Here is a 19,588-nt window from a genome sequence, read left to right on the forward strand (position 1 = left end):
GCGGCCCTGCGGTCGCCGCCCCTTGGAATTTCGGAGGATAACATGACCCACAAGATCGACCTGAACAGCGACCTCGGCGAAGGCTATGGCGCCTGGAGCATGGGCGACGATGCGGCGATGCTGGGCATCGTCAGTTCGGCCAATGTGGCCTGCGGCTTTCACGCGGGCGATCCGCTGACGATCCTGGCCACGCTGCGCGATGCCGCCGCCAAGGGGGTCGCCGTGGGGGCGCATGTATCCTATCCCGACCGCGTGGGCTTTGGCCGTCGCCCGATGGATGTGACCTCGGCTGAACTGACCGCGGACGTGATCTATCAGATCGGTGCACTTCAGGGGCTGGCGGCCTCGGTCGGGACACGGGTCAGCTATGTCAAACCGCATGGCGCGCTTTACAACACCATCGCGAACGATGCCCGCCAGGCTGACGCGGTGATCGCCGGGATCAAGGCGATCGATCCGGCGCTGGTGCTGATGGGGCTGGCGGGTGCCCCGATCCTGGAACGCGCCCGCGCCGCGGGACTGACCACCGTGGCCGAGGCATTCGGCGATCGCGCCTATACCCCGCAGGGGCAACTCGTCTCGCGCCGCGAAGCGGGTGCGGTGCTGCATGACCCGGAACTGGTGGCCGCGCGCATGGTCCGTCTTGCGCGTGAGGGCGTGATCGAGGCCATCGATGGCTCGACCCTGACGCTTCACGCCGACAGCATCTGCGTCCACGGCGACAGCGCCGGCGCCGTCGACATGGCCCGCCGCATCCGCGAGGAGCTGGTCCGGGCCGGTGTCGCGATCGCGTCCTTCACGGAGGGTCTGTGATGCTGCGTCCCGATCTTGCCGCTGCCGCCGCTGCGCGTCTTGGGTGCCGCAAGGGGCTGGTCGCCCCGACTGCTGGCATGGCGCCCGGCTTTACCCAATGCAACATGATCTCGCTGCCGCGCGACTGGGCCTGGGATTTCCTGCTTTACGGGCAGCGGAACCCCAAACCCTGTCCCGTCCTTGACGTGACCGATCCCGGCAGCCATCGCACTGCGCTGGCCCCAAATGCGGACCTGCGCACCGATCTGCCGCTTTACCGGGTCTGGCGGGACGGCGTCCTGGCCGAGGAACTGGCCGACGCGACCGAGGTCTGGGCCGAGCATTCCGATCTGGTGACCTTCCTGATCGGCTGTTCCTTCACCTTCGAGACTCCGCTGATGCAGGCCGGGATCGAGGTGCGTCACGTCGCTCAGGGCTGCAACGTGCCGATGTACCTGACCAATCGCGACTGCCGTCCGGCGGGACGTCTGCATGGCAAGATGGTCGTTTCGATGCGTCCGGTGCCGGCCGACCGCGTGGCCGAGGCCGCGACGATCACCGGTCGCTTCCCCGCCGTCCATGGCGCGCCCGTCCATATCGGCTCGCCGGAAACGCTGGGGATTGCCGATCTTGCGCGCCCCGATTTCGGCGATCCCGTCCAGATCCGAGACGGCGAGGTGCCGGTCTTCTGGGCCTGCGGCGTGACCCCTCAGGCCGCCGTCATGGCCTCGAAACCGCCCTTCGCCATCACCCATGCGCCGGGTCACATGTTCATCACCGACGTGCCGGATACGCAGTGGCAGATATGAGCATGAAATTCCTGCCCGTTGGACCGCGCACCTTCCTGGTCGAGCTGGCCGATCTGGACCAGACGCTGGCCCTGTTCGACGCGCTGCTGGCCGATCCCATCGACGGCGTGGCCGAGATTGTGCCTGCGGCCCGCACCCTGATGATCCGCACCGCGCCGGGCTTTGTCGCCGATGCTAAGCTTGCCGCGCAGGTTCTGGCGCGTCAGCCCGCGCCCGGCACAAGGCGCGAGGAAGGCCCGGTCGAAACGGTCGAGATTCCCGTGACCTATTCGGGCGAGGACCTGGACGATGTTGCCCGCCATATGGGCCTGACCGTCCCCGAGGTCATCGCCGCCCATCAGGCGACCACGTGGCAAGTGGCTTTCTGCGGCTTTGCGCCCGGCTTCGCCTATATGACCTGCGACGATCCGCGTTTCGACCTGCCGCGCCGACCCGCGCCGCGCACACGGATTCCGGCGGGTTCTGTGGCACTGGCGGGGCGGTTCTGCGGCATCTATCCGCAGGAAACCCCCGGTGGCTGGCAGCTGATCGGCACGACCAAGGTGCCGATGTGGGATCTGTCCCGCGACCCGCCCGCGCTGCTGCGTCCGGGCGTGCGCGCCCGCTTTGTCGAGGGTGCGGCTGATTTCCACCCTTCGGCCGCGATTCCTGCACCAGTCACCGAACCCGCCCTGACGATCCTGTCCTCGGCCTTTCCGATCGTCTTTCAGGACGAGGGACGGCCCGGGCAGGGCGGGCAGGGCGTCTCGGCCTCGGGCGCGCTGGACATGGGCGCGCTGCGGCGGGCGAACCGTGCTGTCGGCAACCCCTCGGGAACACCCGCTCTTGAGATCACGCTTGGCCCCGTTCGCCTGCGCGCCGACCAGCCGGTGACGCTGGCGCTGACCGGCGCGGCCACGGCCAGCGTCGCCGGGCTTGCGCAACCCGCAGGCGTGGCCTTTGCCCTGGATTCCGGGGACGAGGTTACCATCCTGCCGCCCGAAGCCGGGATGCGCAGCTATCTGGCACTGCGCGGCGGTTTCGATGTCGCCCCGGTGCTGGGTTCGGCCGCGACCGATACGCTGGCCTTTGTCGGTCCCGATCCGTTGAAACCGGGCACAGCACTGGCCTGCGCGCAAAGTCCGGCCACCGCGGTGGCCGTGCCGCAGGACCAGCCTTCGCTGCCCAAGGCGGGCGATCTGGTCGAATTGCCGGTGACGCTGGGCCCCCGCGCGGATTGGTTCACGCCCGCGATGATCGCCCATTTCCTGACGCAGGAATGGATGGTCACGCCGCAAAGCTCGCGCGTTGGTATCCGGCTTGAGGGCGCACAGCCGATGACGCGCGAGGACGCGTTGGAGCTACCCTCGGAGGGGACCGAAACCGGCGCGATCCAGATACCCCATTCCGGTCAACCGGTCCTGTTCCTTGCCGACCACCCGCTGACCGGCGGCTATCCGGTGATCGCGACGTTGCTGCCGCAGGCGCTGGACCTTGCCGGCCAGATACCGCCCGGCGCGCGCATCCGCTTTACCGCCGCCCAAGATTTTGCCCTGATTACTCCTGCGAGGTCCGCATGACCCTTTTCGCCCCCGCCGATGCCGCCGAAAAGCCGATCCGCCGCCTGCTGATCGCCAATCGCGGCGAAATCTCCGTCCGCATCATCCGCGCCTGCCGTGACGAAGGGATCGAGTCCATCGCCGTCTTCGCCGACAGCGACCGCGACGCGCTTTTTGTCCGCATGGCCGATCAGGCCCATGCGCTGGGGGGCGACCGGCCCGCCGACAGCTATCTGAACGCTGACAAGATCATTGCCATTGCCCGCGAGGCTGGGGCGGACGCGGTCCATCCGGGCTACGGCTTCCTGTCCGAGCGCGCGGATTTCGCGCAAGCTGTTCAGGATGCCGGGTTGATCTGGGTTGGCCCCGATCCTCGTGTGATCGAGGCGCTTGGCGACAAGATCGAGGCGCGGCGCATCGCCGAGGCCGTGGGTGCGCCCCTTGTGGCGGGAACGCCCGGACCCGTCGAGACCCCGGCCGATGCGTTGGCCTTTGCCAAGGTGCATGGCCTGCCCATCGCGATCAAGGCCGCTTTCGGCGGCGGCGGGCGCGGCCTGAAAGTCGCATGGCGGCTGGAAGAGGTCGAAGAACTTTTCGACAGCGCCACGCGCGAAGCGCTGACCGCCTTTGGCCGCGGCGAATGCTATGTCGAGCAATTCCTGGATCGCCCCCGCCATATCGAGGCGCAGGTGCTGGCCGACAAGCATGGCACCGTCAAGGTCATCGGCACTCGGGACTGCTCGCTTCAGCGCCGCAACCAGAAGTTGGTCGAGGAAGCCCCGGCTCCCTTCCTGTCCGACGAACAGCGCACCCGCATCCATGACGCGGCGCGCGCGATCTGCGCCCATGCCGGCTATTCCGGCGCGGGCACGGTCGAGTTCCTGTTGTCGGCGAACGGCACGATTTCCTTCCTTGAGGTCAATACGCGCCTGCAGGTCGAGCATCCCGTGACCGAGGAAACCACCGGCATCGATCTTGTGCGCGGCATGATCCGGGTCGCGCAGGGCGCGCGTCTGGCGGATGAAACCGTTCCCGAACCGCGCGGCCATTCGATCGAGTTCCGCATCAATGCGGAAGATCCGGCCCGCGGGTTCCTGCCCACGCCGGGGCCGATTGAGGTCTTCGATGCGCCCTCGGGGCCGGGTGTCCGGGTCGACAGCGGTGTTGCCAGCGGCTCGGTCGTGCCGGGCAGCTTCGATTCCATGATGGCCAAGCTGATCGTGACCGGTGCGACCCGTGCCGAGGCGCTGGCCCGCGCGGCCCGCGCGCTGCGCGAGTTCCGTATCGAAGGCGTGGCCTCGGTCCTGCCATTCGACGCGCTGGTGCTGGAGCAGCCCGATTTCCGGGCCGAGGATGGCGAATTCCGCGTCCATACCCGCTGGATCGAGACCGACTTCGCCGAGACGCTGGCGGCCGCGATGGAACCTCATGCCCGGGTGACACCGGCCGCGCCCGCGAAAATGCTGCGCCTTGCGGTCGAGATCGACGGCAAGCGGCATGAACTGGGCCTGCCCGCGAACCTGCTTGCCGCACTGCCCACGGGCGGCGGATCCCTGGTCGATGACAGCACGCCCGAGGCCGACGACGCCACCGTCACCGCGCCCGTGGCCGGGACGCTGACCCTGTGGCAGGCCGAGGACGGGGCCGAGGTCGAGGCCGGTCAGGTCATCGCGGTCATCGAGGCGATGAAGATGGAGACCCGGATCGAAGCGCATCGCGCTGGCAAGCTGTCGCGGCTGGTCGAGGCGGGTGCGACGCTGGGCTTTGGCGCGGCCGTCGCCCGGATCGCCTAGCCCGAGATCGCATAGGCCTCGCGCATGGCGCCATTCGTCGACGGGATCTGGCGCTTGCCGATCCAGCCGACATGGCGCGCCAGCGTGGCGCAGGCCTGCGTCACGTTGCCCCGGCGCAGGGCGGCAAGGATGGTCCGGTGATCGTGGTCCGTCTTTGCCTCCCAGTCCGAGCGCCAGGCGGCGAACAGGAAGCGGGCCGAGGCCGTGTGCAGGTCGTCAATCGAGGACAGCAGCCGCGGCATCTCGGACGGGGCCAGCAGCATCCGGTGAAAGCCGCGGTTCGCTGCCTCCCATTCGCGGACGCTGGCCGCATTGTCGACCCTGACGGCGGCATCCGTGGCGCGGTCAAGCAGCGTGGGCGTCAGGCGCGGGGCGGCGTGGCGCAGGGCAAGCGCCTCAAGCGCGGATCGCATCTCGGCGACTTCGCGCAGCTCGTCGATGGAAAAGGTGGTGACGCGCATTCCGCGCCGTGGTTCGCTGATCGCCAGCCCCTGCGCCTCAAGCCGCAGCAGGGCTTCGCGCACCGGGACATGGCTTGCGCCGAATTCTGCGGCAATATGATCCTGGCGCAGCTTCTCTCCGGGGGAAAGCTGGCCCTGGATGATCCGGTCGGCGAGGACGCGGGCGATGCGGGAGGTCAGGGTTTCGTCAGCCATGGATCATAGATAATTTCGATCATCGGCGGCGTCGAGGGGTCGATTTGACATCCCGGCATCTGCGCGGGACAAGGCAACGCCTTGTTTCGGAATGCACGATGACCCTGACCGGACGACGAATCCTGACCTGCGCGCTCGCAGCGGCCGGTGGCGCGCTGTTCCTTGTGGCGGGATTGCCGCTGCCCCTGCTGCTGGGTCCGATGCTGGCCTGCCTGTTGGCCGCACTGTCGGGCGCGCCCCTTGCCGATACGGGGTGGCTGGGCACATTGATGCGCACGATCCTGGGGGTCGCGGTCGGGGCGTCGATCACGCCGGGGGTGCTGGCTGGCCTGCCGGACATTGCTGCCTCGCTGGCCTTCGTGCCGGTGTTCATCGGTGTCATCGCGCTGATCGGCTATCCGCTTCTGCGCCGGGCCTTCGGGTTCGACCACGCGACGGCATGGTATGGCGCGATGCCGGGTGGGTTGCAGGACATGCTGGTATTTGGCGAGGAGGCGGGCGGCGACATCCGCGCCCTGTCGCTGATCCACGCGACGCGGGTGCTGGTGATCGTCACCGTCGCGCCGCTGATCATGACGAGTTACTGGTCGGTCGACCTGTCGCAGCCCCCGGGCCAACCGCTAAGCTCGGTCGCCCCGCACGAGCTTGCGCTGATGGCGGCCTGCGGCGTGCTGGGCTGGAAGCTGGCCGAGCGGGCCAAATTGTTCGGGGCCTCGATCCTGGGGCCGATGATCCTGACTGCCGCCCTGTCGCTTTCGGGGTTCATCCAGCACCGCCCCCCGGCCGAGATGATCCAGGTCGCGCAATATTTCATCGGCATCGCCGTCGGGTCGAAATATGTCGGCATCACGCCGCGCGAATTGCGGCTGCATGTCACGGCAGGGCTGGTCTATTCGCTGGCGCTGGCGGCGATCAGCCTGGCCTTCATCGAGATCATCGTGCAGCTTCGACTGGCGCCGGGGCTGGACGCCTTCCTGGCGTTCCTGCCGGGCGGGCAGGCCGAGATGATCGTGATCGCGATCATCGCAGGCGCCGACCTGGCCTATGTCGTCAGCCACCACCTGCTCAGGATCGTGCTGGTGATCTTGCTGGCGCCGGTCGTGGCACGGGTCTTTCGCCGCTAGATGTTCATCTGGCTGCCGATCTCGACCACGCGCCCGGCCGGGATGCGGAAATAGTCCGAGGCGGCGGCGGCATTGCGCGACAGCGTGATGAAGAGGTTCGCCTGCCAGCGCGGGATGCGGCTGCGGGTCGAGATGCGGATCCGGCGCCGGGACAGGATGAAGGAGGTCGCCATGATGTCGAATTTCCACCCCTGCCGGCGGCATTGCAGCAGCGCCTGCGGCACGTCGGGATCCTCGGTATAGCCATAGCGCAGCTCGATCCGGCGGAAGCGGTCGTTGAGCTCCTCGATCCGCACGCGCTGATCGGGCTGGATGCGGGGCACGTCGGCGGTGGCGATGGTCAGGATCACGTTCTGCTCATGCACCGACTTGAAGTGCTTCAGGCTGTGCAGAAGCGCGCCGGGCGTCAGGTCGGGGGTCGAGGTCAGGAAGACCGCCGTGCCGGGCACCGTGGCGATCGAGCTGGATTTCTCGATTTGCTCCAGCAGGGTTTCCAGCGGCAGCTCGGCCTCGCGGTCCTTGGCGGTCACTGCAGCGGTGCCACGCACCCAGCTGCCCATGATGACAAGAGATACGCCGGCGATTCCCAGCGGCACATAGCCGCCCTCGGCGATCTTCATCAGGTTCGCGCCCAGAAACACCAGGTCGAGCAGCAGGAAGGGCAGCATGATCGTGACCGATAGCCATAGCGGCAGTTTCCAGTGCTTGTGCGCGACGATCATCGCCAGCGTCGCGGTGATGACCATCGTCCCGGTGACACTGATCCCATAGGCCGAGGCAAGGCTGGAGGAAGAGCCAAAGATCAGCACCAGCGCCAGCACCGAGATCATCAGCCATTGGTTGACGCCGGGCATGTAGATCTGGCCCTGGTGCTCGTCCGAGGTGTGACGGATCTTCATGCGCGGCAGCAGTCGCAATTGCACCGCCTGCTGGGTCAGCGAATAGGCCCCGGTAATAACCGCCTGGCTGGCGATGATGGTGGCCAGCGTCGCCAGCAGCACGACGGGCAGCAGAGCCCAGTTCGGGAACATCAGGAAGAAGGGGTTGTCGATCGCGGCGGGGTTTGACAGCAGCAGCGCGCCCTGTCCGAAATAGGTCAGCAGCAAGGCGGGGAAGGCCACGAACAGCCACGCCATCTGGATCGGCTTGCGCCCGAAATGGCCCATATCGGCGTAAAGCGCCTCGGCCCCGGTCACGGCCAGGAAGACCGCGCCCAGAACGACCAGCCCAAGCTGGCCGTTGGTCGCGACGAAACGGACGGCATGGACCGGGTTCAGGGCCGCCAGCACCTCGGTATCCTGCACCAGCCAGTGACAGCCGCCGGCCGCCATGACGAAGAACCAGATCAGCGTGACCGGGCCGAAAAAGCGCGCGACCGCGTCCGTGCCGCGGTTCTGGACCAGGAACAGGCAGATGATGATGGCGATGGCCAGCGGTTCGATGAAGGGATCGACGCCGTCGGTGACAAGCTTCAGTCCTTCGATCGCAGACAGGACCGAAATCGCGGGCGTAATCGCGGCGTCGCCATAGAACAGCGAGGCCCCGATCATCCCGAGGATCAGGATCGCCATGTTCGGCCGCCCCATCGCGCGTTGCGCCAGCGCCAGCAATGACAGGGTCCCGCCCTCGCCCTCGTTGTCGGCGCGCATGAGGATCAGGACGTATTTGACCGTGACAACCAGCACCAGCGCCCAGACGATCAGCGACAGCACGCCCAGCACGTCTTCGCGGTTGACGCCGCCATGACTGGCGCCTGCGGCCAGCATCGCCTCGCGGAAGGCGTAAAGCGGCGAGGTCCCGATATCGCCATAGACCACCCCGATTGCCGCCAGCGACAGTGACAAAAGCCCGGCGCGCCGCGGCTCGGCATCGGAAATGTGAGTATCCAGAGTGGTCATTTCATGCTTCCTAGGTCGCGGCACGACTCGCCGCAGACCCGGGACATTGCCGCAGAGCAGCATAAAGGTTCGACCGCGATTTCACGCGGGTGTGTAAGTTTTTCATAAAGGCAATGGACAAGCATCGCGCCAACCCGCCAGAATCCCATTATGAACCAAATGGATACTTCCCAGCTGAAGAATGACCGCCGATGGATGACGGCGCCCAGCCTGAGCGGGCTTTTTGCGGCTGCGGCCATCCTGATCGTGGTCGCAATGATCGTCGGTTCCGCGCGCGACGTGCTGCCGGAATCGGTCGCTATCCTGTTGTTTTTGACCGCTGTTCTGATCTGCGCGGCGGGCTTCGGGTTCTGGGTCGGCATCGCCAGCGCCTTCGGTGCGCTGGCCGGGTTCAACTTCATGTTCGTCGAGCCGCATCTGACGTTGCGCATCGCGCAGCCGCAGGATGTCATCAAGCTTGCGGTCTTTCTGCTTGCGGCGGCCATTACCGGACTGATCTCGGGTCGCCTGCGTGAACAGGTGGACGCCGCCGAGGCGCGGGCCGCCGCGCTTGAGGCCTTGTCCCGCGTCTCGTCCGAACTCTCCGGAGCCACCACCGCCTCGGAGGTGACGCGGATCGCGGTCAGGCACCTGAATGATCTGGCGCAGGGGCCGGCGCTGGCGCTGGGGCCGGTCGATGGCCAGCTTCGTCTGCTGGCCGCCGCGCCCGAAGGCTATCTGCCCGATGCCAGCGAGCTTGAGGCCGCGGATGTCGCGCATCGCCGGGGTCGCCCCGAATTCGCCTCGGCCCAGGGGTGGAGCGGGTCGCGGCTGACCTTCTATCCGGTTGCCGGATCGGGCGGGCGCGGCGACGGTCTGGTTCTTGGACACAGGCGCATCCCGGCGGATCGGCGGGATCACGGCTGGCGCGACCTGGCGATCACCGTGATCGTGCGACAAAGCGCGCAGGCGTTGCAACGTCTTGCCCTGACGCAGGAGGCCGAGGCCGAACGCCGCCGCGCCACCAGCGAAGAACTGCGCTCGGCGCTGCTTGCCTCGTTGTCCCATGACCTGCGCACGCCACTTGCGACGATCCTTGGCTCGGTCACGACGCTGCGCCAGCTTGGTGGCACCCTGTCGCCCGAGGCGCAGGACGACCTGCTGGCCGCAATCGAGGAAGAGGCCGAGCGTCTGGCCCGCTATGTCGAAAAGCTGCTCCAACTGACCCGGTTGCAGGCGGGGATGCAGATCCACACCACCTGGGTCGATGCAGGCGATGCCGCGCTGGCCGCGGTGAACCGGGCCAGACGGTCCTGGCCCAATGCTCGGATCGAGGCGGCGATCCCGGCGCTGCCGATGATCCGGGCCGAAGCCGGGTTGCTGGAGCAGGCGATCTTCAACCTGATCGAGAACGCGGTGAAATACGCGCCGGGTGTCATCCGCGTATCGGGTCGCGTGCAGCCTCCGCCGGCGGTTGGCGCTGAGGCGGACGGCGCTGAGGCGGATGGGGCCGCACCGGGCGGTTCGATCATCTTGTCGATTTCGGACCGCGGCCGCGGTTTGCCCGGACCCATCGGGGATTGGCTGTCCTCGGACAGCATGACGCGCGGCCCGCAGTTGATCGGGCTGGGCCTGCAGATCAGCAAGGGCATTGCGATGGCGCTGGGCGGCTCGATCTCGGCCAGCCATTCCCCGGTGGGTGGCGCGGTGCTGGACATCCGGCTGCCAGTTCCGCAGGACGGCGGGTCGTGAACATGCGGCAGACCATCCTGATCGTCGATGATGAACCCCAGATCCAGCGCTTCCTGGGCCACGCGCTGACCGCTGCCGGCTATGATACCCGGCTGGCCACCAATGGCTCCGAGGCGCTGGCGAGCGTTTCCTCGCAGGAACCCGACCTGATGATCCTGGATCTCGGCCTGCCCGACATGAATGGAAAAGAGGTGATCGAACGGCTGCGCCTGCGTTCGGACCTGCCGGTGATCGTTCTGTCCGCGCATGATCAAGAGATGGAAAAGATCATGGCGCTGGATCTGGGCGCGGATGATTTCATCGCGAAGCCCTTTGGCATTGGTGAGCTGCTGGCCCGGTTGAGGGTCAGCCTGCGTCCGCGCCGCGCCGCCCGGATCGAGGTCATCCGCCAGGACGGGCTGGTGATCGACCTGGACGCCCATCAGGTCAGCCGCGACGGTGAACAGCTTCGCCTGACCCCGAAAGAGTTCGATCTGCTGGCAGTGCTGGCCTCGAACGCGGGGCGGGTGATGACGCATCGCCGCCTGCTTCAGCAGGTCTGGGGCCCGGCGCATGTCGAGGACGTGCCCTATCTGCGTGTCTTCATCGGCCAGTTGCGCCAGAAGCTGGAAACGGACCCGGCACGGCCCGCGCTGATCCTGACAGAGCCCGGCGTCGGCTATCGCTGGGCACAACCCGAGGGAGGCAAGGCATGAGCATCGCGATCCTGTCCGCGACCGGCCATCGCCGGATGCCGTGGAAGAACGGCCGCGGCGTGACGACCGAGATTGCGGTCCACCCGCAGGGCGCCGGATTGGCCGATTTCGGCTGGCGCGTCAGCATGGCCGCCGTGGACGAGGATGGCGATTTCTCGATCTTTCCTGGCATCGATCGCAGCCTTGCGGTGCTGAGCGGGGACGGCATCGCGCTGAGTATCCATGATGAGCCGCCGCAGCTTCTGGGACCGGGCGGTGCGCCGCTGTCCTTTCCGGCGGATGTCCCGGTTTCGGCGCGGCTGCCGGGTCGTCCGATCACGGACCTGAACGTGATGACGCGGCGCGGCCATTTCTGGCACAGCCTCGCGCGGGTGGATCAGGCCGAGGATCTACCCGGCGCAGACTGGCGGCTGGTCCTCGCGACCGAGGCCACGCGCCTGCAGCTTGGCGCCGAGGCGCTGGCGCTGGGGCCGCTGGATGCGGTGCTGTGTCAGGGGCAAGACGCGCTGAGCCGGCTTTCCGCGACTGCGCCGGTCTGGCTGATCCGCATCGGCCAGATCTAGGACGCGCCGCGGTTTCCCAGGATCAGGTCGCGACCGGCAAAGATGCCGCCGACGCATTCCATCTGGAAACGCTGCATGTCACGGGCGCGGATCCCGGCGATGACTTCGTCGGCTTCCTCGGGTTCGTCGCCCAGTTGCAGCAGCGCCTCGCGCCCCATGCTGAACGCACTTTCCAGCGTCTCGCGCAGCTGGAAATCGACCCCGGCATTGGCCAATTCCAGCGCATGTTCGCGGTCAAAGGCGCGCGCCATGATCGGGACCAAGGGGAATTCGTGCTTCACCAACTGGGTGATGCGGGTGACGGCGTCCTTGTCTCCGGCGACCGCGATGATCAGGCTGGCCTCGGCCGCGCCGGCGGCGTGAAGGACATCCAGCCTCGCGCCGTCGCCATACCAGATCTTGAAGCCGAATTCGTCGGCGTTGCGGATCGTTTCGGGATCCTTCTCGATGATCGAGATGGAATGGCCCCGCGCGATCAGCGGCTGGCTGATGATCTGGCCCATGCGGCCGAAACCGATCATCAGCACCCGCGCGCTGAGGCCGTCGGCTGCCTCGACCCCGTCCAGCGAAGGGATCTCGTCCGGGGTCATCCGGTCGTGCAGGATCATCATCAGCGGTGTCAGCGCCATCGACACGATGACGATGGCCGTCAGCACGGCGTTGTCCTGCGTCGAGATGATGCCGACCTGCATGGCGCTGGCATAAAGGACAAAGGCGAATTCGCCGCCCTGCGCCATCAGCACTGCGCGCTCCAGCGCCTCGCGGTGGTCGGCACGCCAAAGCCGGGCGACGCCATAGATGAGCAGCATCTTCAGGATCATGTAGGCCGGGACGCAGATCGCGATCAGGGCCCAGTTCGAAACGATGGTCTGCAGGTCCAGCGCCATGCCGACGCCCAGGAAGAACAGGCCCAGCAGCAGTCCGCGGAAGGGTTCGATATCGGCTTCCAGCTGGTGACGGAAGGTGCTTTCCGACAGCAGCACCCCCGCCAGGAACGCGCCCATCGCCATCGATAGTCCACCGGCCTGCATCAGCACGGCTGCCCCGAGCACGACCAGAAGCGCGGCGGCGGTCATCACTTCGCGCCCGCCGAACCGGGCGAGCAGGCCGAACATCGGGTTCAGCAGATAGCGTCCGGCCACGACCAGCGCCGCGATGCAGCCCAGTCCGATGGCGATGCTGACAAAGCGTTCGGCCAGCGTGACCTCGCCCCCGCCGGGGGCAAGGAAGGCGACAAGTGCCAGCAGCGGGACGATGGCCAGATCCTCAAGCAGCAGGATCGAGATGATGCGCCGCCCCTTGGGCAGCGACATCTGGTTCCGTTCGTCCAGCATCTGCATGACGATGGCGGTCGAGGTCAGCACGAAGCCCGCGCCCGACACGAAGCTTGAGGCGACCGGAAAGCCCAGGGCCAACCCGACGCAGGTCAGAAGGCCCACCGCCAGCAGCACCTGGGCCAGCCCAAGGCCGAAGATCTCGCCTCTCATCGCCCAAAGGCGCGAGGGCTGCATCTCCAGCCCGATGATGAACAGGAACAGGACGACGCCCAGCTCCGCGACATGGATCACGGATTGCGGGTCGTGGAAGATGCCCAGCCCGAAGGGCCCGACGGCCAGCCCCGCCGCAAGATACCCCAGCACCGAGCCAAGGCCCAGCTTGCGAAACAGCGGGACCGCGATCACCGCCGCGGCAAGCAGGATGACCACGCTGTCAATGCTGGTTCCGGCCATATGGGCGGCCCCCGCCGCGGCTTCGGTCGCTGCCATCTGTGCCGTCCCTCTTTTTATGTTGTTCGCGGCAGACTAGCGCAGGCAATGCGCCCCTGCATCCTGCGATTGTCGGAAATGCCGGCCCCGGGCGGGACCGGCGACGCGGTCAGCGCCAGCCAAGGGCCGGGGCGACATGTTCCAGGATCGAGCCGATGACATGGGCGTTGTATTCGACGCCCAGCTGGTTCGGGACAGTCAGCAACAGGGTATCGGCCTCGGCAATGCCTTCGTCGCCACGCAATTCCTCGATCAGCCTGTCGGGCTCACCGGCATAGCCGCGGCCAAAGATCGCGCGCATGTTGTCGATCTGGCCGATCTGGTCGTCTTCCTTGCCGCCGCGCCCGAAATACATGCGGTCGCGGTCGTTCATGATCGGAAAGATCGACCGGCTGACCGAGACGCGGGGCGCGCGCTCATGCCCGATCTCGGCCCAGGTCTCGCGATACAGCCGGATCTGCTCGGCCTGCTGGACGTGGAAAGGCTTTCCGCTCTCATCCTCTTTCAGGGTCGAGCTTTGCAGGTTCATTCCCAGCGTCGCCGCCCATTTTGCGGTCGCGTTCGAAGCCGCGCCCCACCAGATCCGGTCGCGCAAGCCCGGCGAATGCGGCTCCAGGCGCAACAGGCCGGGCGGGTTCGGGAACATCGGGCGCGGGCTTGGCTTGGCGAAGCCGTGGCCCTGGATCACGTCCAGGAACACCTCGGCATGGCGGCGGGCCATGTCGGCATCGGTCTCACCCTCGGTCGGGGCATAGCCGAAATAGCGCCAGCCATCGATCACCTGCTCGGGCGAGCCGCGGCTGATCCCCAGTTGCAGCCGCCCTTGCGAGATCAGGTCGGCCGAACCGGCATCCTCGGCCATGTAAAGCGGGTTTTCATAGCGCATGTCGATGACGGCCGTGCCGATCTCGATCCGTTTCGTGCGCGCGCCGACGGCGGCCAGCAGCGGAAACGGGCTGCCAAGCTGGCGGGCAAAGTGGTGGACGCGGAAATAGGCGCCGTCCGCACCAAGTTCCTCGGCCGCGACGGCAAGGTCGATGGATTGCAGCAGCACGTCCTGCGCGCTTTGGGTTTCCGAATGGCCATCGGGCGACCAATGGCCGAATGAGAGAAAGCCGATGTTTTTCATTCTATCCTCGGGGGGCTTGCGTGGCAGGGTCCTGCCACGGGGGATCCTTCAGCTCGGCCGCGACATGGTCGATGAAGCGGCGCAGCTTGGCGGGCATGGGGGCGACCGGCGGCCAGACCGCCACGATGGGCATCCGGCGCGTCGGAAAGCCGGTCAGGATACGTTCAAGCAGCCCATCCGCGACGGCCGAGGCGACGATGAAGCCGGGCAGCATGGCCAGCCCCAACCCCTGAACCGCCATGTCGCGGATCGCCTCGCCATTGTTCAGCGAGATGCGCCCCTCGACCAGCGGCGCGACAAAGCGATCGCGGTCCTGGAACTGCCACAGCTGGCTGTTCGGCATGTGGCTGTATCCGATCACCTGATGGTCGCGCAGATCCGCCAGACTTTCCGGGCGGCCGTGCGCGTCCAGATAGGCGGGACTGGCGCAGGCGACGCTTTCATCCTCGCACAGCTTGCGCTGCATCAGGGCCTTGTCGCGCAGCTTACCCACGCGGATGCCGATGTCATAGCCTTCGCGGGCAAGGTCGCGGGTCCGGTCATCGTAATCGACCTTGATCTCAAGTTCGGGGTTCTGCGCGGCGAAACGCGCGATGATCGGACCAAGATGCAGGATGCCAAAGCTCATCGGGGCCGAGATCGACAGGCTGCCGCGCAGGGGTGCGACGCCATCCATGTCCCAGGCCGTGCTTTCGGCGGCTGCGACCAGTTCGTTCAGGGCAGGGCGCAGACGCTCGGCCAGATGCATCGCGGCCTCTGTCGGGGTGATACGCCCGGCATTGCGGCGAAACAGCGCGGCGCCCAGCGTCGCCTCAAGATCGGTGATCCGCTTGCTGACCACCGATTTCGACAGGTTCATGCGGGCGGCCGCGGCAGTCACGGTGCCAAGCTCCATGACGGTCAGGAAGGTTTCAAGGTCGTTCAGATCATAGCGCATGGCGGGAAGATAGCCGGTGGCCGCCGCCGCGCAAGCCCAAGACCGTTCGTCAGCGCAGAACGCAATGTTCGACACTGCCTCGGTGGCGGAAACGGCTGACCTGTCCGATATTGGCTGGCAGAGAAAAGGAGGCCCACCATGGAGCTCACCGGAATTCACCACCTGACGGCCATCACCGCCCAGGCCCGCGAGAACAAGCAGTTCTATACCGACGCGCTTGGCCTGCGTCTCGTCAAGCAGACGGTCAACCAGGATGACACCAGCGCCTATCACCTGTTCTATGCCGACGGGCTGGCACAGCCCGGCACCGACCTGACCTTCTTCGACTGGCCGGCTGCCCGCGAACGCCGCGGCACCCATTCGATCAGCCGCACGGGTCTTCGCATCGGCAAGGACAGCTTCGATTTCTGGGCGGGTCGGCTGGCCGATCGCGGCCTGACCGCGGGCAAGGTCATTGACCTTGACGGCCGCACCAGCCTTGATTTCGAAGACCCGGAAGGCCAGCGTTTCCGCCTGACCGAGGATGCACCCGGCGTCACCGCCGCGGCCTGGGAAAAAAGCCCGGTCGCCGCTCAGCACCAGATCCACGGCCTGGGGCCGATCACCATTTCGGTTCCCGATCTTGCGCCGACCGAACTGGTGCTGACCCAGGTGCTGAACATGCGCAAGGTGCGCGAATATGCCAGCCCGGACGGGCAGGGCAGCGTGCATGTCTTTGAAATGGGCGCGGGCGGTCCCTCGGCGGAACTGCACGTCGCGGTCCAGCCTGACCTGCCCATCGCACGCCAAGGTGCCGGAGGGGTCCACCACGTCGCCTTCCGCGTGCCGAACAAGCCCGCGATCCACGACTGGGCGCAGCGCCTGAACGAACTGCGCATTCCCAGCTCGGGCGAGGTTGAGCGGTATTACTTCCGCTCGCTCTATTTCCGCGAGCCGGGCGGCAACCTGTTCGAGCTGGCTTCGGACGATCCGGGCTTTGCCGTCGACGAGCCGCTGGAAACGCTGGGCCAGTCCTTGTCGCTGCCGCCCTTCCTGGAGGGGCGCCGCGCCCAGATCGAAGCCGGACTGAAGCCGCTTGACTGATCTATCGGGGCCGCCGGTTCAACCGGCGGCCCCTTTCCGTTCGGCGGCAAGGTCGCGGGGATGGCCATGCAGCTGATCGATTTCCTGTGCCACCAGCTTTTGAAGGGTCCACAGGTTCCGGTCGCGAATCCCGAATTCCTGCAGATGCAGCACCGTGTTGAACAGGTATTCGGCGCAGGACCCGGCAGAGCCGCAGGCGCGTGCCAGGATATGCGCGACCTCATGCAGCGGCAGCTTGCTCAGGATCCGCTCACCGCTCGGCCCGGCCCAGAAGACCAGCGCGCGCATCCGACCGCGGGCGGTGTGGACCGGGATCCAGCGCATCATGTCGATATTCTCGTGATAGCGGATCTCCCGCGTGACCATGCGCCGGATCTGCGCCAGCCGGTCGCCTTCGCGCACGCGATAGATCACGCCATCGCATCGCCCGCCGCGTTCCAGCGCCATCATCAGACCCAGCTGCTGGGGCGAGCCGCGCCAATGATGCATCTTGAGGCAGAACGACCGGTGCCAGCCATATGCGCTGGCCCGGCAATGATCGACAGCGTCGAAATCGGGCTTCCAGATCAGCGAGCCATAGGCAAAGACCCAAAGCGGATCGCTGCCCAGATCCTCGTGATACTGGCGCGACAGCGCCTCGATCGCGCCTTCGTCCATCTGGCGCCAGCCCGGTTCGGGTCCAAGGTCGGGTTCGTCCCTGAGCGACAGGGCGACATGCTGGGCCGTCAGCGACATCGTCCGGGGGGCCGGCGTGGGGGCAGGGGTCTTCATCGCTGTCTTCCGTCTTCCTGACCTTCGCTTTCGGCATGTGTCGATCAGCTTCAGGGAACGCCATCCCGCCCGCGGCCGCAAGCCGGATGATGGCTTGGACCGCTCTGGCGGCGCCAGGTAAGCGGTTGAGGGCGCAGGCGACGCTTTGTGCGCCAGATCGCTGACGCGCAAGGCAGGGGCAGTTCGGCCTTTCCATGAGGATCGTGACGATTGGGCCTTGTTTTTGCCATCGCTCCGCTGCTAGACCGCTCGGCGGAGACGTGGCCGAGTGGTCGAAGGCACACCCCTGCTAAGGGTGCAGACGGGGAACCGTCTCGAGGGTTCGAATCCCTTCGTCTCCGCCACTACCTCATGTAAGTAGCAGAATTCTCTGGATATTCCGAACAGTGCTGTATCGGGACCTACTTCCTTACCAACAACAGTCTGGCGCTTGGCTGATCTCTCGACACAGCTTTCGCTCATCAAGATTTTTTCTCATCCCACGGGATGAACAGTTCAGTCCTCCGTATGAGTGAGTTGGGCGGCATCTTCGGCGCCACTGTTCATTGGAGAGGACTATGACTACACCGTTCGAAGCTGAAAACCTGTTCCTCTCGGTGGTGCAGGTTGCGAAGCGTTACGGCGTGTCCACTGACAGCATTTGGCGCTGGACGAAGCAGGGAAATTTCCCCGCTGCGGTTCGTGTCGGACCGAACTGCACCCGGTGGCGCTTGGCGGACCTGAATGAATACGATCAGCAGTTGCAGGCATGCTGTGTGATGAGCGCGTCGTGGGCCCTTGCGGCCTAATCGGCCGCGCCTGCTCCTCGTGAATGTGGACCACTCTGCAGCCTCATAACGGCTGCCGGGTGGTCCAGGTTATATCGTCGTCGTGAAACCTATAACTCGACTTGTTGCGGCTTTCGCCAGGGAGTATATACAAATAAGCATACAAAGAGGACCCCATGATCGAGACCAAGATCCGAAAGGTTGGCAACTCCGCCGTGATGACGCTCACGACCGAAATGCTGACTCTGCTCGACGCCAAGGAGGGCGACACCCTCTATGTGGTCCGCACTGATGACGGCGGGTTGAAGGTCATGGTCGAAGATCCGAACCTCAAAGCAGCTCTAGCGGCTGCCGAGGTCGTCATGGACGAGAACAGGGATCTGCTGCAGGCCTTGGCGTGACTGACTGGATTTGGGTGCCCTTGGGCGCACTCACGGTGATCCATGACCGTCAGATCTCGCGACATGGCGGTGCTTCAGGCATGCGTGACGCGGCGCTGTTGGAGATGGGCTGTGCGCGGGCGATTAACTTGGCCGCCTACGGGTCGCCGGACGTTTTCGACATAGCCGCTGCTTACGCTTTCGGGATCAGCAAGGCACACGCCTTCGTCGATGGTAACAAGCGCACCGCCTTCGTCGCGAGCTTCACCTTTCTGCGGCTGAACGGGCTGAAACTGCGCCCGGAGCCGCTTGAGGGTGTTAGGATGATGGAGGACCTCGCCTCGGGCGCCGCTACCGAGACGAGCTTCGCCAGTTGGCTGCGTGCGCTATCGGTGCAGCAGGAAGCCAAGGCGGAGAACGGCTGACCGTTCCCCTGCCGACGCCTCATCCCGCGTCCAGAAGCGCGCACAGCGCGCTCACGCGCGCCGGAGAGGGCTTCGGGTCACGTCCACCCGAGATGACCCTGATGAACTCGATCCAAGCCTTCTCGTTCGCGCTCAGCTGGTCCCACGGCCCCACCGGTCCCATGGGGACAGTGAACAGATCCTCACTCATTTGCCGAAGATTCCTCTTAGCGCGGTCCGAGAGCGCGAGGTCAGGCGCGGATCAGAGTTCTGTGACGCGTCACGGATCTCGTCGAGCCAGGCGCGCTCGTTTTCGGTGGCGGGTGTGCCGAAGATCTCGGTGATCGCCTTCGCGGCGGTAGTGCCGACAGCCTGGTCGAGCGCCAGCCGCATCAGGTAAGCCGGATCAACCTCGAGCGCCTTCGCCAAGGACGGCACGCGATCCAGAGGGATCTTGTTCTTCCCGGTCTTGAGGAAGTTCATCATGTTCGGGTTGGCGAAGCCCGCTTCGCTGGCGATCTCTGCCTGCGTCTTGCGGTGGGACAGGTCGCGAACGCGGTCAGCGACAAGCTTGGCTGCCGGTGTCGTTGCGTGCGGTGCGGTCATCTTAATCTCATCTGTTGTTGACTGAGATCGACCGTAAAGACCGCTGTGCGCTGCGTCGGGTGGGGACTTCACCCGATGCGAAGTCCTAGAAATATCGTGAGCAGGTGACGGGGATGCAGCCAGTGCCCGCGACGTTGGGGCCGCGG

General features: G+C 66.1%; 20 protein-coding genes and 1 tRNA gene. 13 read left to right on the plus strand and 8 right to left on the minus strand.

Annotated elements, in window-relative coordinates:
- The first annotated feature begins 42 nt into the window (after positions 1-42).
- The 4 genes from RM190_RS20990 to RM190_RS21005 are packed head-to-tail and all read left to right on the plus strand — an operon-like array spanning position 43 to position 4,932.
- Positions 43-813 carry a LamB/YcsF family protein gene (locus RM190_RS20990; protein WP_311761436.1) on the plus strand — a complete coding sequence of 257 codons (771 nt, stop codon included), beginning with the start codon at positions 43-45 and terminating at the stop codon, positions 811-813.
- Positions 810-1,601 carry a putative hydro-lyase gene (locus tag RM190_RS20995; protein ID WP_311761437.1) on the plus strand — a complete coding sequence of 264 codons (792 nt, stop codon included), beginning with the start codon at positions 810-812 and terminating at the stop codon, positions 1,599-1,601. The genes RM190_RS20990 and RM190_RS20995 overlap by 4 nt, the downstream gene beginning before the upstream one ends.
- Positions 1,598-3,160 (plus strand): 5-oxoprolinase subunit B/C family protein, encoded by a 1,563-nt coding sequence (locus RM190_RS21000; RefSeq protein ID WP_311761438.1) that lies wholly within the window; start codon positions 1,598-1,600, stop codon positions 3,158-3,160. Before RM190_RS20995 ends, RM190_RS21000 begins: the two co-directional genes overlap by 4 nt.
- On the plus strand, positions 3,157-4,932 hold the full coding sequence (locus RM190_RS21005; protein WP_311761439.1) for an acetyl/propionyl/methylcrotonyl-CoA carboxylase subunit alpha: 1,776 nt from the start codon (positions 3,157-3,159) through the stop codon (positions 4,930-4,932). The genes RM190_RS21000 and RM190_RS21005 overlap by 4 nt, the downstream gene beginning before the upstream one ends.
- Here RM190_RS21005 and RM190_RS21010 read toward each other — a convergent pair.
- Positions 4,929-5,588: a GntR family transcriptional regulator gene (locus RM190_RS21010; RefSeq protein WP_311761440.1), complete on the minus strand. Its 660-nt coding sequence runs from the start codon at positions 5,586-5,588 to the stop codon at positions 4,929-4,931. The genes RM190_RS21005 and RM190_RS21010 overlap by 4 nt on opposite strands.
- 98 nt (positions 5,589-5,686) lie before the next feature.
- Here RM190_RS21010 and RM190_RS21015 point away from each other — a divergent pair, with 98 nt between their 5' ends.
- Complete coding sequence (locus RM190_RS21015) at positions 5,687-6,712, plus strand: AbrB family transcriptional regulator (RefSeq protein ID WP_311761441.1); 1,026 nt, start codon at positions 5,687-5,689, stop codon at positions 6,710-6,712.
- Here RM190_RS21015 and RM190_RS21020 read toward each other — a convergent pair.
- On the minus strand, positions 6,709-8,610 hold the full coding sequence (locus tag RM190_RS21020; RefSeq protein ID WP_311761442.1) for a potassium transporter Kup: 1,902 nt from the start codon (positions 8,608-8,610) through the stop codon (positions 6,709-6,711). The genes RM190_RS21015 and RM190_RS21020 overlap by 4 nt on opposite strands.
- Before the next feature lie 159 nt (positions 8,611-8,769).
- Between RM190_RS21020 and RM190_RS21025 the strand changes: the two genes are divergently transcribed.
- The 3 genes from RM190_RS21025 to RM190_RS21035 are packed head-to-tail and all read left to right on the plus strand — an operon-like array spanning position 8,770 to position 11,599.
- Positions 8,770-10,341 (plus strand): sensor histidine kinase, encoded by a 1,572-nt coding sequence (locus tag RM190_RS21025; RefSeq protein WP_311761443.1) that lies wholly within the window; start codon positions 8,770-8,772, stop codon positions 10,339-10,341.
- 2 nt (positions 10,342-10,343) lie between these two features.
- Entirely contained in the window at positions 10,344-11,036 is a 693-nt protein-coding gene (locus RM190_RS21030; RefSeq protein WP_311761444.1) for a response regulator, read from the plus strand.
- Positions 11,033-11,599, plus strand: a complete 567-nt coding sequence (locus RM190_RS21035; protein WP_311761445.1) for a HutD/Ves family protein — start codon at positions 11,033-11,035, stop codon at positions 11,597-11,599. Before RM190_RS21030 ends, RM190_RS21035 begins: the two co-directional genes overlap by 4 nt.
- On the opposite strand, the gene RM190_RS21040 is transcribed toward RM190_RS21035, so the two are convergent.
- The 3 genes from RM190_RS21040 to RM190_RS21050 all read right to left on the minus strand — a co-directional run bounded on the left by RM190_RS21040 (position 11,596) and on the right by RM190_RS21050 (position 15,506).
- The gene (locus tag RM190_RS21040) at positions 11,596-13,365 is read right to left on the minus strand and encodes a monovalent cation:proton antiporter-2 (CPA2) family protein (protein WP_311761446.1); all 1,770 of its coding nucleotides are present in this window, start codon (positions 13,363-13,365) and stop codon (positions 11,596-11,598) included. The genes RM190_RS21035 and RM190_RS21040 overlap by 4 nt on opposite strands.
- A 109-nt stretch (positions 13,366-13,474) precedes the next feature.
- On the minus strand, positions 13,475-14,494 hold the full coding sequence (locus tag RM190_RS21045) for an LLM class flavin-dependent oxidoreductase (protein ID WP_311761447.1): 1,020 nt from the start codon (positions 14,492-14,494) through the stop codon (positions 13,475-13,477).
- Between the two features lies 1 nt (position 14,495).
- Positions 14,496-15,506 carry a LysR family transcriptional regulator gene (locus tag RM190_RS21050; RefSeq protein WP_311761448.1) on the minus strand — a complete coding sequence of 337 codons (1,011 nt, stop codon included), beginning with the start codon at positions 15,504-15,506 and terminating at the stop codon, positions 14,496-14,498.
- 63 nt (positions 15,507-15,569) lie between these two features.
- On the opposite strand from RM190_RS21050, the gene RM190_RS21055 reads away from it, so the two are divergent.
- Entirely contained in the window at positions 15,570-16,514 is a 945-nt protein-coding gene (locus tag RM190_RS21055) for a ring-cleaving dioxygenase (protein WP_311761449.1), read from the plus strand.
- An 18-nt stretch (positions 16,515-16,532) separates the two neighbouring features.
- Here RM190_RS21055 and RM190_RS21060 read toward each other — a convergent pair whose 3' ends face one another.
- The gene (locus tag RM190_RS21060; RefSeq protein WP_311761450.1) at positions 16,533-17,285 is read right to left on the minus strand and encodes a gamma-glutamylcyclotransferase; all 753 of its coding nucleotides are present in this window, start codon (positions 17,283-17,285) and stop codon (positions 16,533-16,535) included.
- A gap of 254 nt (positions 17,286-17,539) precedes the next feature.
- On the opposite strand from RM190_RS21060, the gene RM190_RS21065 reads away from it, so the two are divergent.
- From RM190_RS21065 to RM190_RS21080, 4 genes are all read left to right on the plus strand, one after another.
- Positions 17,540-17,629 (plus strand) — tRNA-Ser (locus RM190_RS21065).
- Between the two features lie 213 nt (positions 17,630-17,842).
- Positions 17,843-18,073, plus strand: a complete 231-nt coding sequence (locus RM190_RS21070; protein ID WP_311761451.1) for a helix-turn-helix transcriptional regulator — start codon at positions 17,843-17,845, stop codon at positions 18,071-18,073.
- Positions 18,074-18,228: 155 nt separating this feature from the next.
- A complete protein-coding gene (locus RM190_RS21075; protein WP_311761452.1) occupies positions 18,229-18,453 on the plus strand; it encodes an AbrB/MazE/SpoVT family DNA-binding domain-containing protein in 225 nt (74 codons plus the stop codon).
- Entirely contained in the window at positions 18,450-18,857 is a 408-nt protein-coding gene (locus RM190_RS21080; RefSeq protein ID WP_311761453.1) for a type II toxin-antitoxin system death-on-curing family toxin, read from the plus strand. The genes RM190_RS21075 and RM190_RS21080 overlap by 4 nt, the downstream gene beginning before the upstream one ends.
- 19 nt (positions 18,858-18,876) lie before the next feature.
- On the opposite strand, the gene RM190_RS21085 is transcribed toward RM190_RS21080, so the two are convergent.
- On the minus strand, positions 18,877-19,047 hold the full coding sequence (locus tag RM190_RS21085; RefSeq protein ID WP_311761454.1) for a hypothetical protein: 171 nt from the start codon (positions 19,045-19,047) through the stop codon (positions 18,877-18,879).
- On the minus strand, positions 19,044-19,442 hold the full coding sequence (locus RM190_RS21090; protein ID WP_311761455.1) for a helix-turn-helix domain-containing protein: 399 nt from the start codon (positions 19,440-19,442) through the stop codon (positions 19,044-19,046). The genes RM190_RS21085 and RM190_RS21090 overlap by 4 nt, the downstream gene beginning before the upstream one ends.
- Positions 19,443-19,588 lie beyond the last annotated feature (146 nt).

It is taken from the genome of Paracoccus broussonetiae (assembly GCF_031854425.1).
GTDB lineage: Bacteria > Pseudomonadota > Alphaproteobacteria > Rhodobacterales > Rhodobacteraceae > Paracoccus > Paracoccus broussonetiae.

Bases quoted from the DNA above. Each gene is read 5' to 3' on its own strand.
- RM190_RS20990 (WP_311761436.1), top strand. From the start codon at position 43: ATGACCCACAAGATCGACCTGAACAGCGACCTCGGCGAAGGCTATGGC.
- RM190_RS21000 (WP_311761438.1), top strand. From the start codon at position 1,598: ATGAGCATGAAATTCCTGCCCGTTGGACCGCGCACCTTCCTGGTCGAG.
- RM190_RS21005 (WP_311761439.1), top strand. From the start codon at position 3,157: ATGACCCTTTTCGCCCCCGCCGATGCCGCCGAAAAGCCGATCCGCCGC.
- RM190_RS21010 (WP_311761440.1), bottom strand. From the start codon at position 5,588: ATGGCTGACGAAACCCTGACCTCCCGCATCGCCCGCGTCCTCGCCGAC.
- RM190_RS21015 (WP_311761441.1), top strand. From the start codon at position 5,687: ATGACCCTGACCGGACGACGAATCCTGACCTGCGCGCTCGCAGCGGCC.
- RM190_RS21020 (WP_311761442.1), bottom strand. From the start codon at position 8,610: ATGACCACTCTGGATACTCACATTTCCGATGCCGAGCCGCGGCGCGCC.
- RM190_RS21025 (WP_311761443.1), top strand. From the start codon at position 8,770: ATGGATACTTCCCAGCTGAAGAATGACCGCCGATGGATGACGGCGCCC.
- RM190_RS21030 (WP_311761444.1), top strand. From the start codon at position 10,344: ATGCGGCAGACCATCCTGATCGTCGATGATGAACCCCAGATCCAGCGC.
- RM190_RS21035 (WP_311761445.1), top strand. From the start codon at position 11,033: ATGAGCATCGCGATCCTGTCCGCGACCGGCCATCGCCGGATGCCGTGG.
- RM190_RS21040 (WP_311761446.1), bottom strand. From the start codon at position 13,365: ATGGCAGCGACCGAAGCCGCGGCGGGGGCCGCCCATATGGCCGGAACC.
- RM190_RS21045 (WP_311761447.1), bottom strand. From the start codon at position 14,494: ATGAAAAACATCGGCTTTCTCTCATTCGGCCATTGGTCGCCCGATGGC.
- RM190_RS21055 (WP_311761449.1), top strand. From the start codon at position 15,570: ATGGAGCTCACCGGAATTCACCACCTGACGGCCATCACCGCCCAGGCC.
- RM190_RS21060 (WP_311761450.1), bottom strand. From the start codon at position 17,285: ATGAAGACCCCTGCCCCCACGCCGGCCCCCCGGACGATGTCGCTGACG.
- RM190_RS21070 (WP_311761451.1), top strand. From the start codon at position 17,843: ATGACTACACCGTTCGAAGCTGAAAACCTGTTCCTCTCGGTGGTGCAG.
- RM190_RS21075 (WP_311761452.1), top strand. From the start codon at position 18,229: ATGATCGAGACCAAGATCCGAAAGGTTGGCAACTCCGCCGTGATGACG.
- RM190_RS21085 (WP_311761454.1), bottom strand. From the start codon at position 19,047: ATGAGTGAGGATCTGTTCACTGTCCCCATGGGACCGGTGGGGCCGTGG.
- RM190_RS21090 (WP_311761455.1), bottom strand. From the start codon at position 19,442: ATGACCGCACCGCACGCAACGACACCGGCAGCCAAGCTTGTCGCTGAC.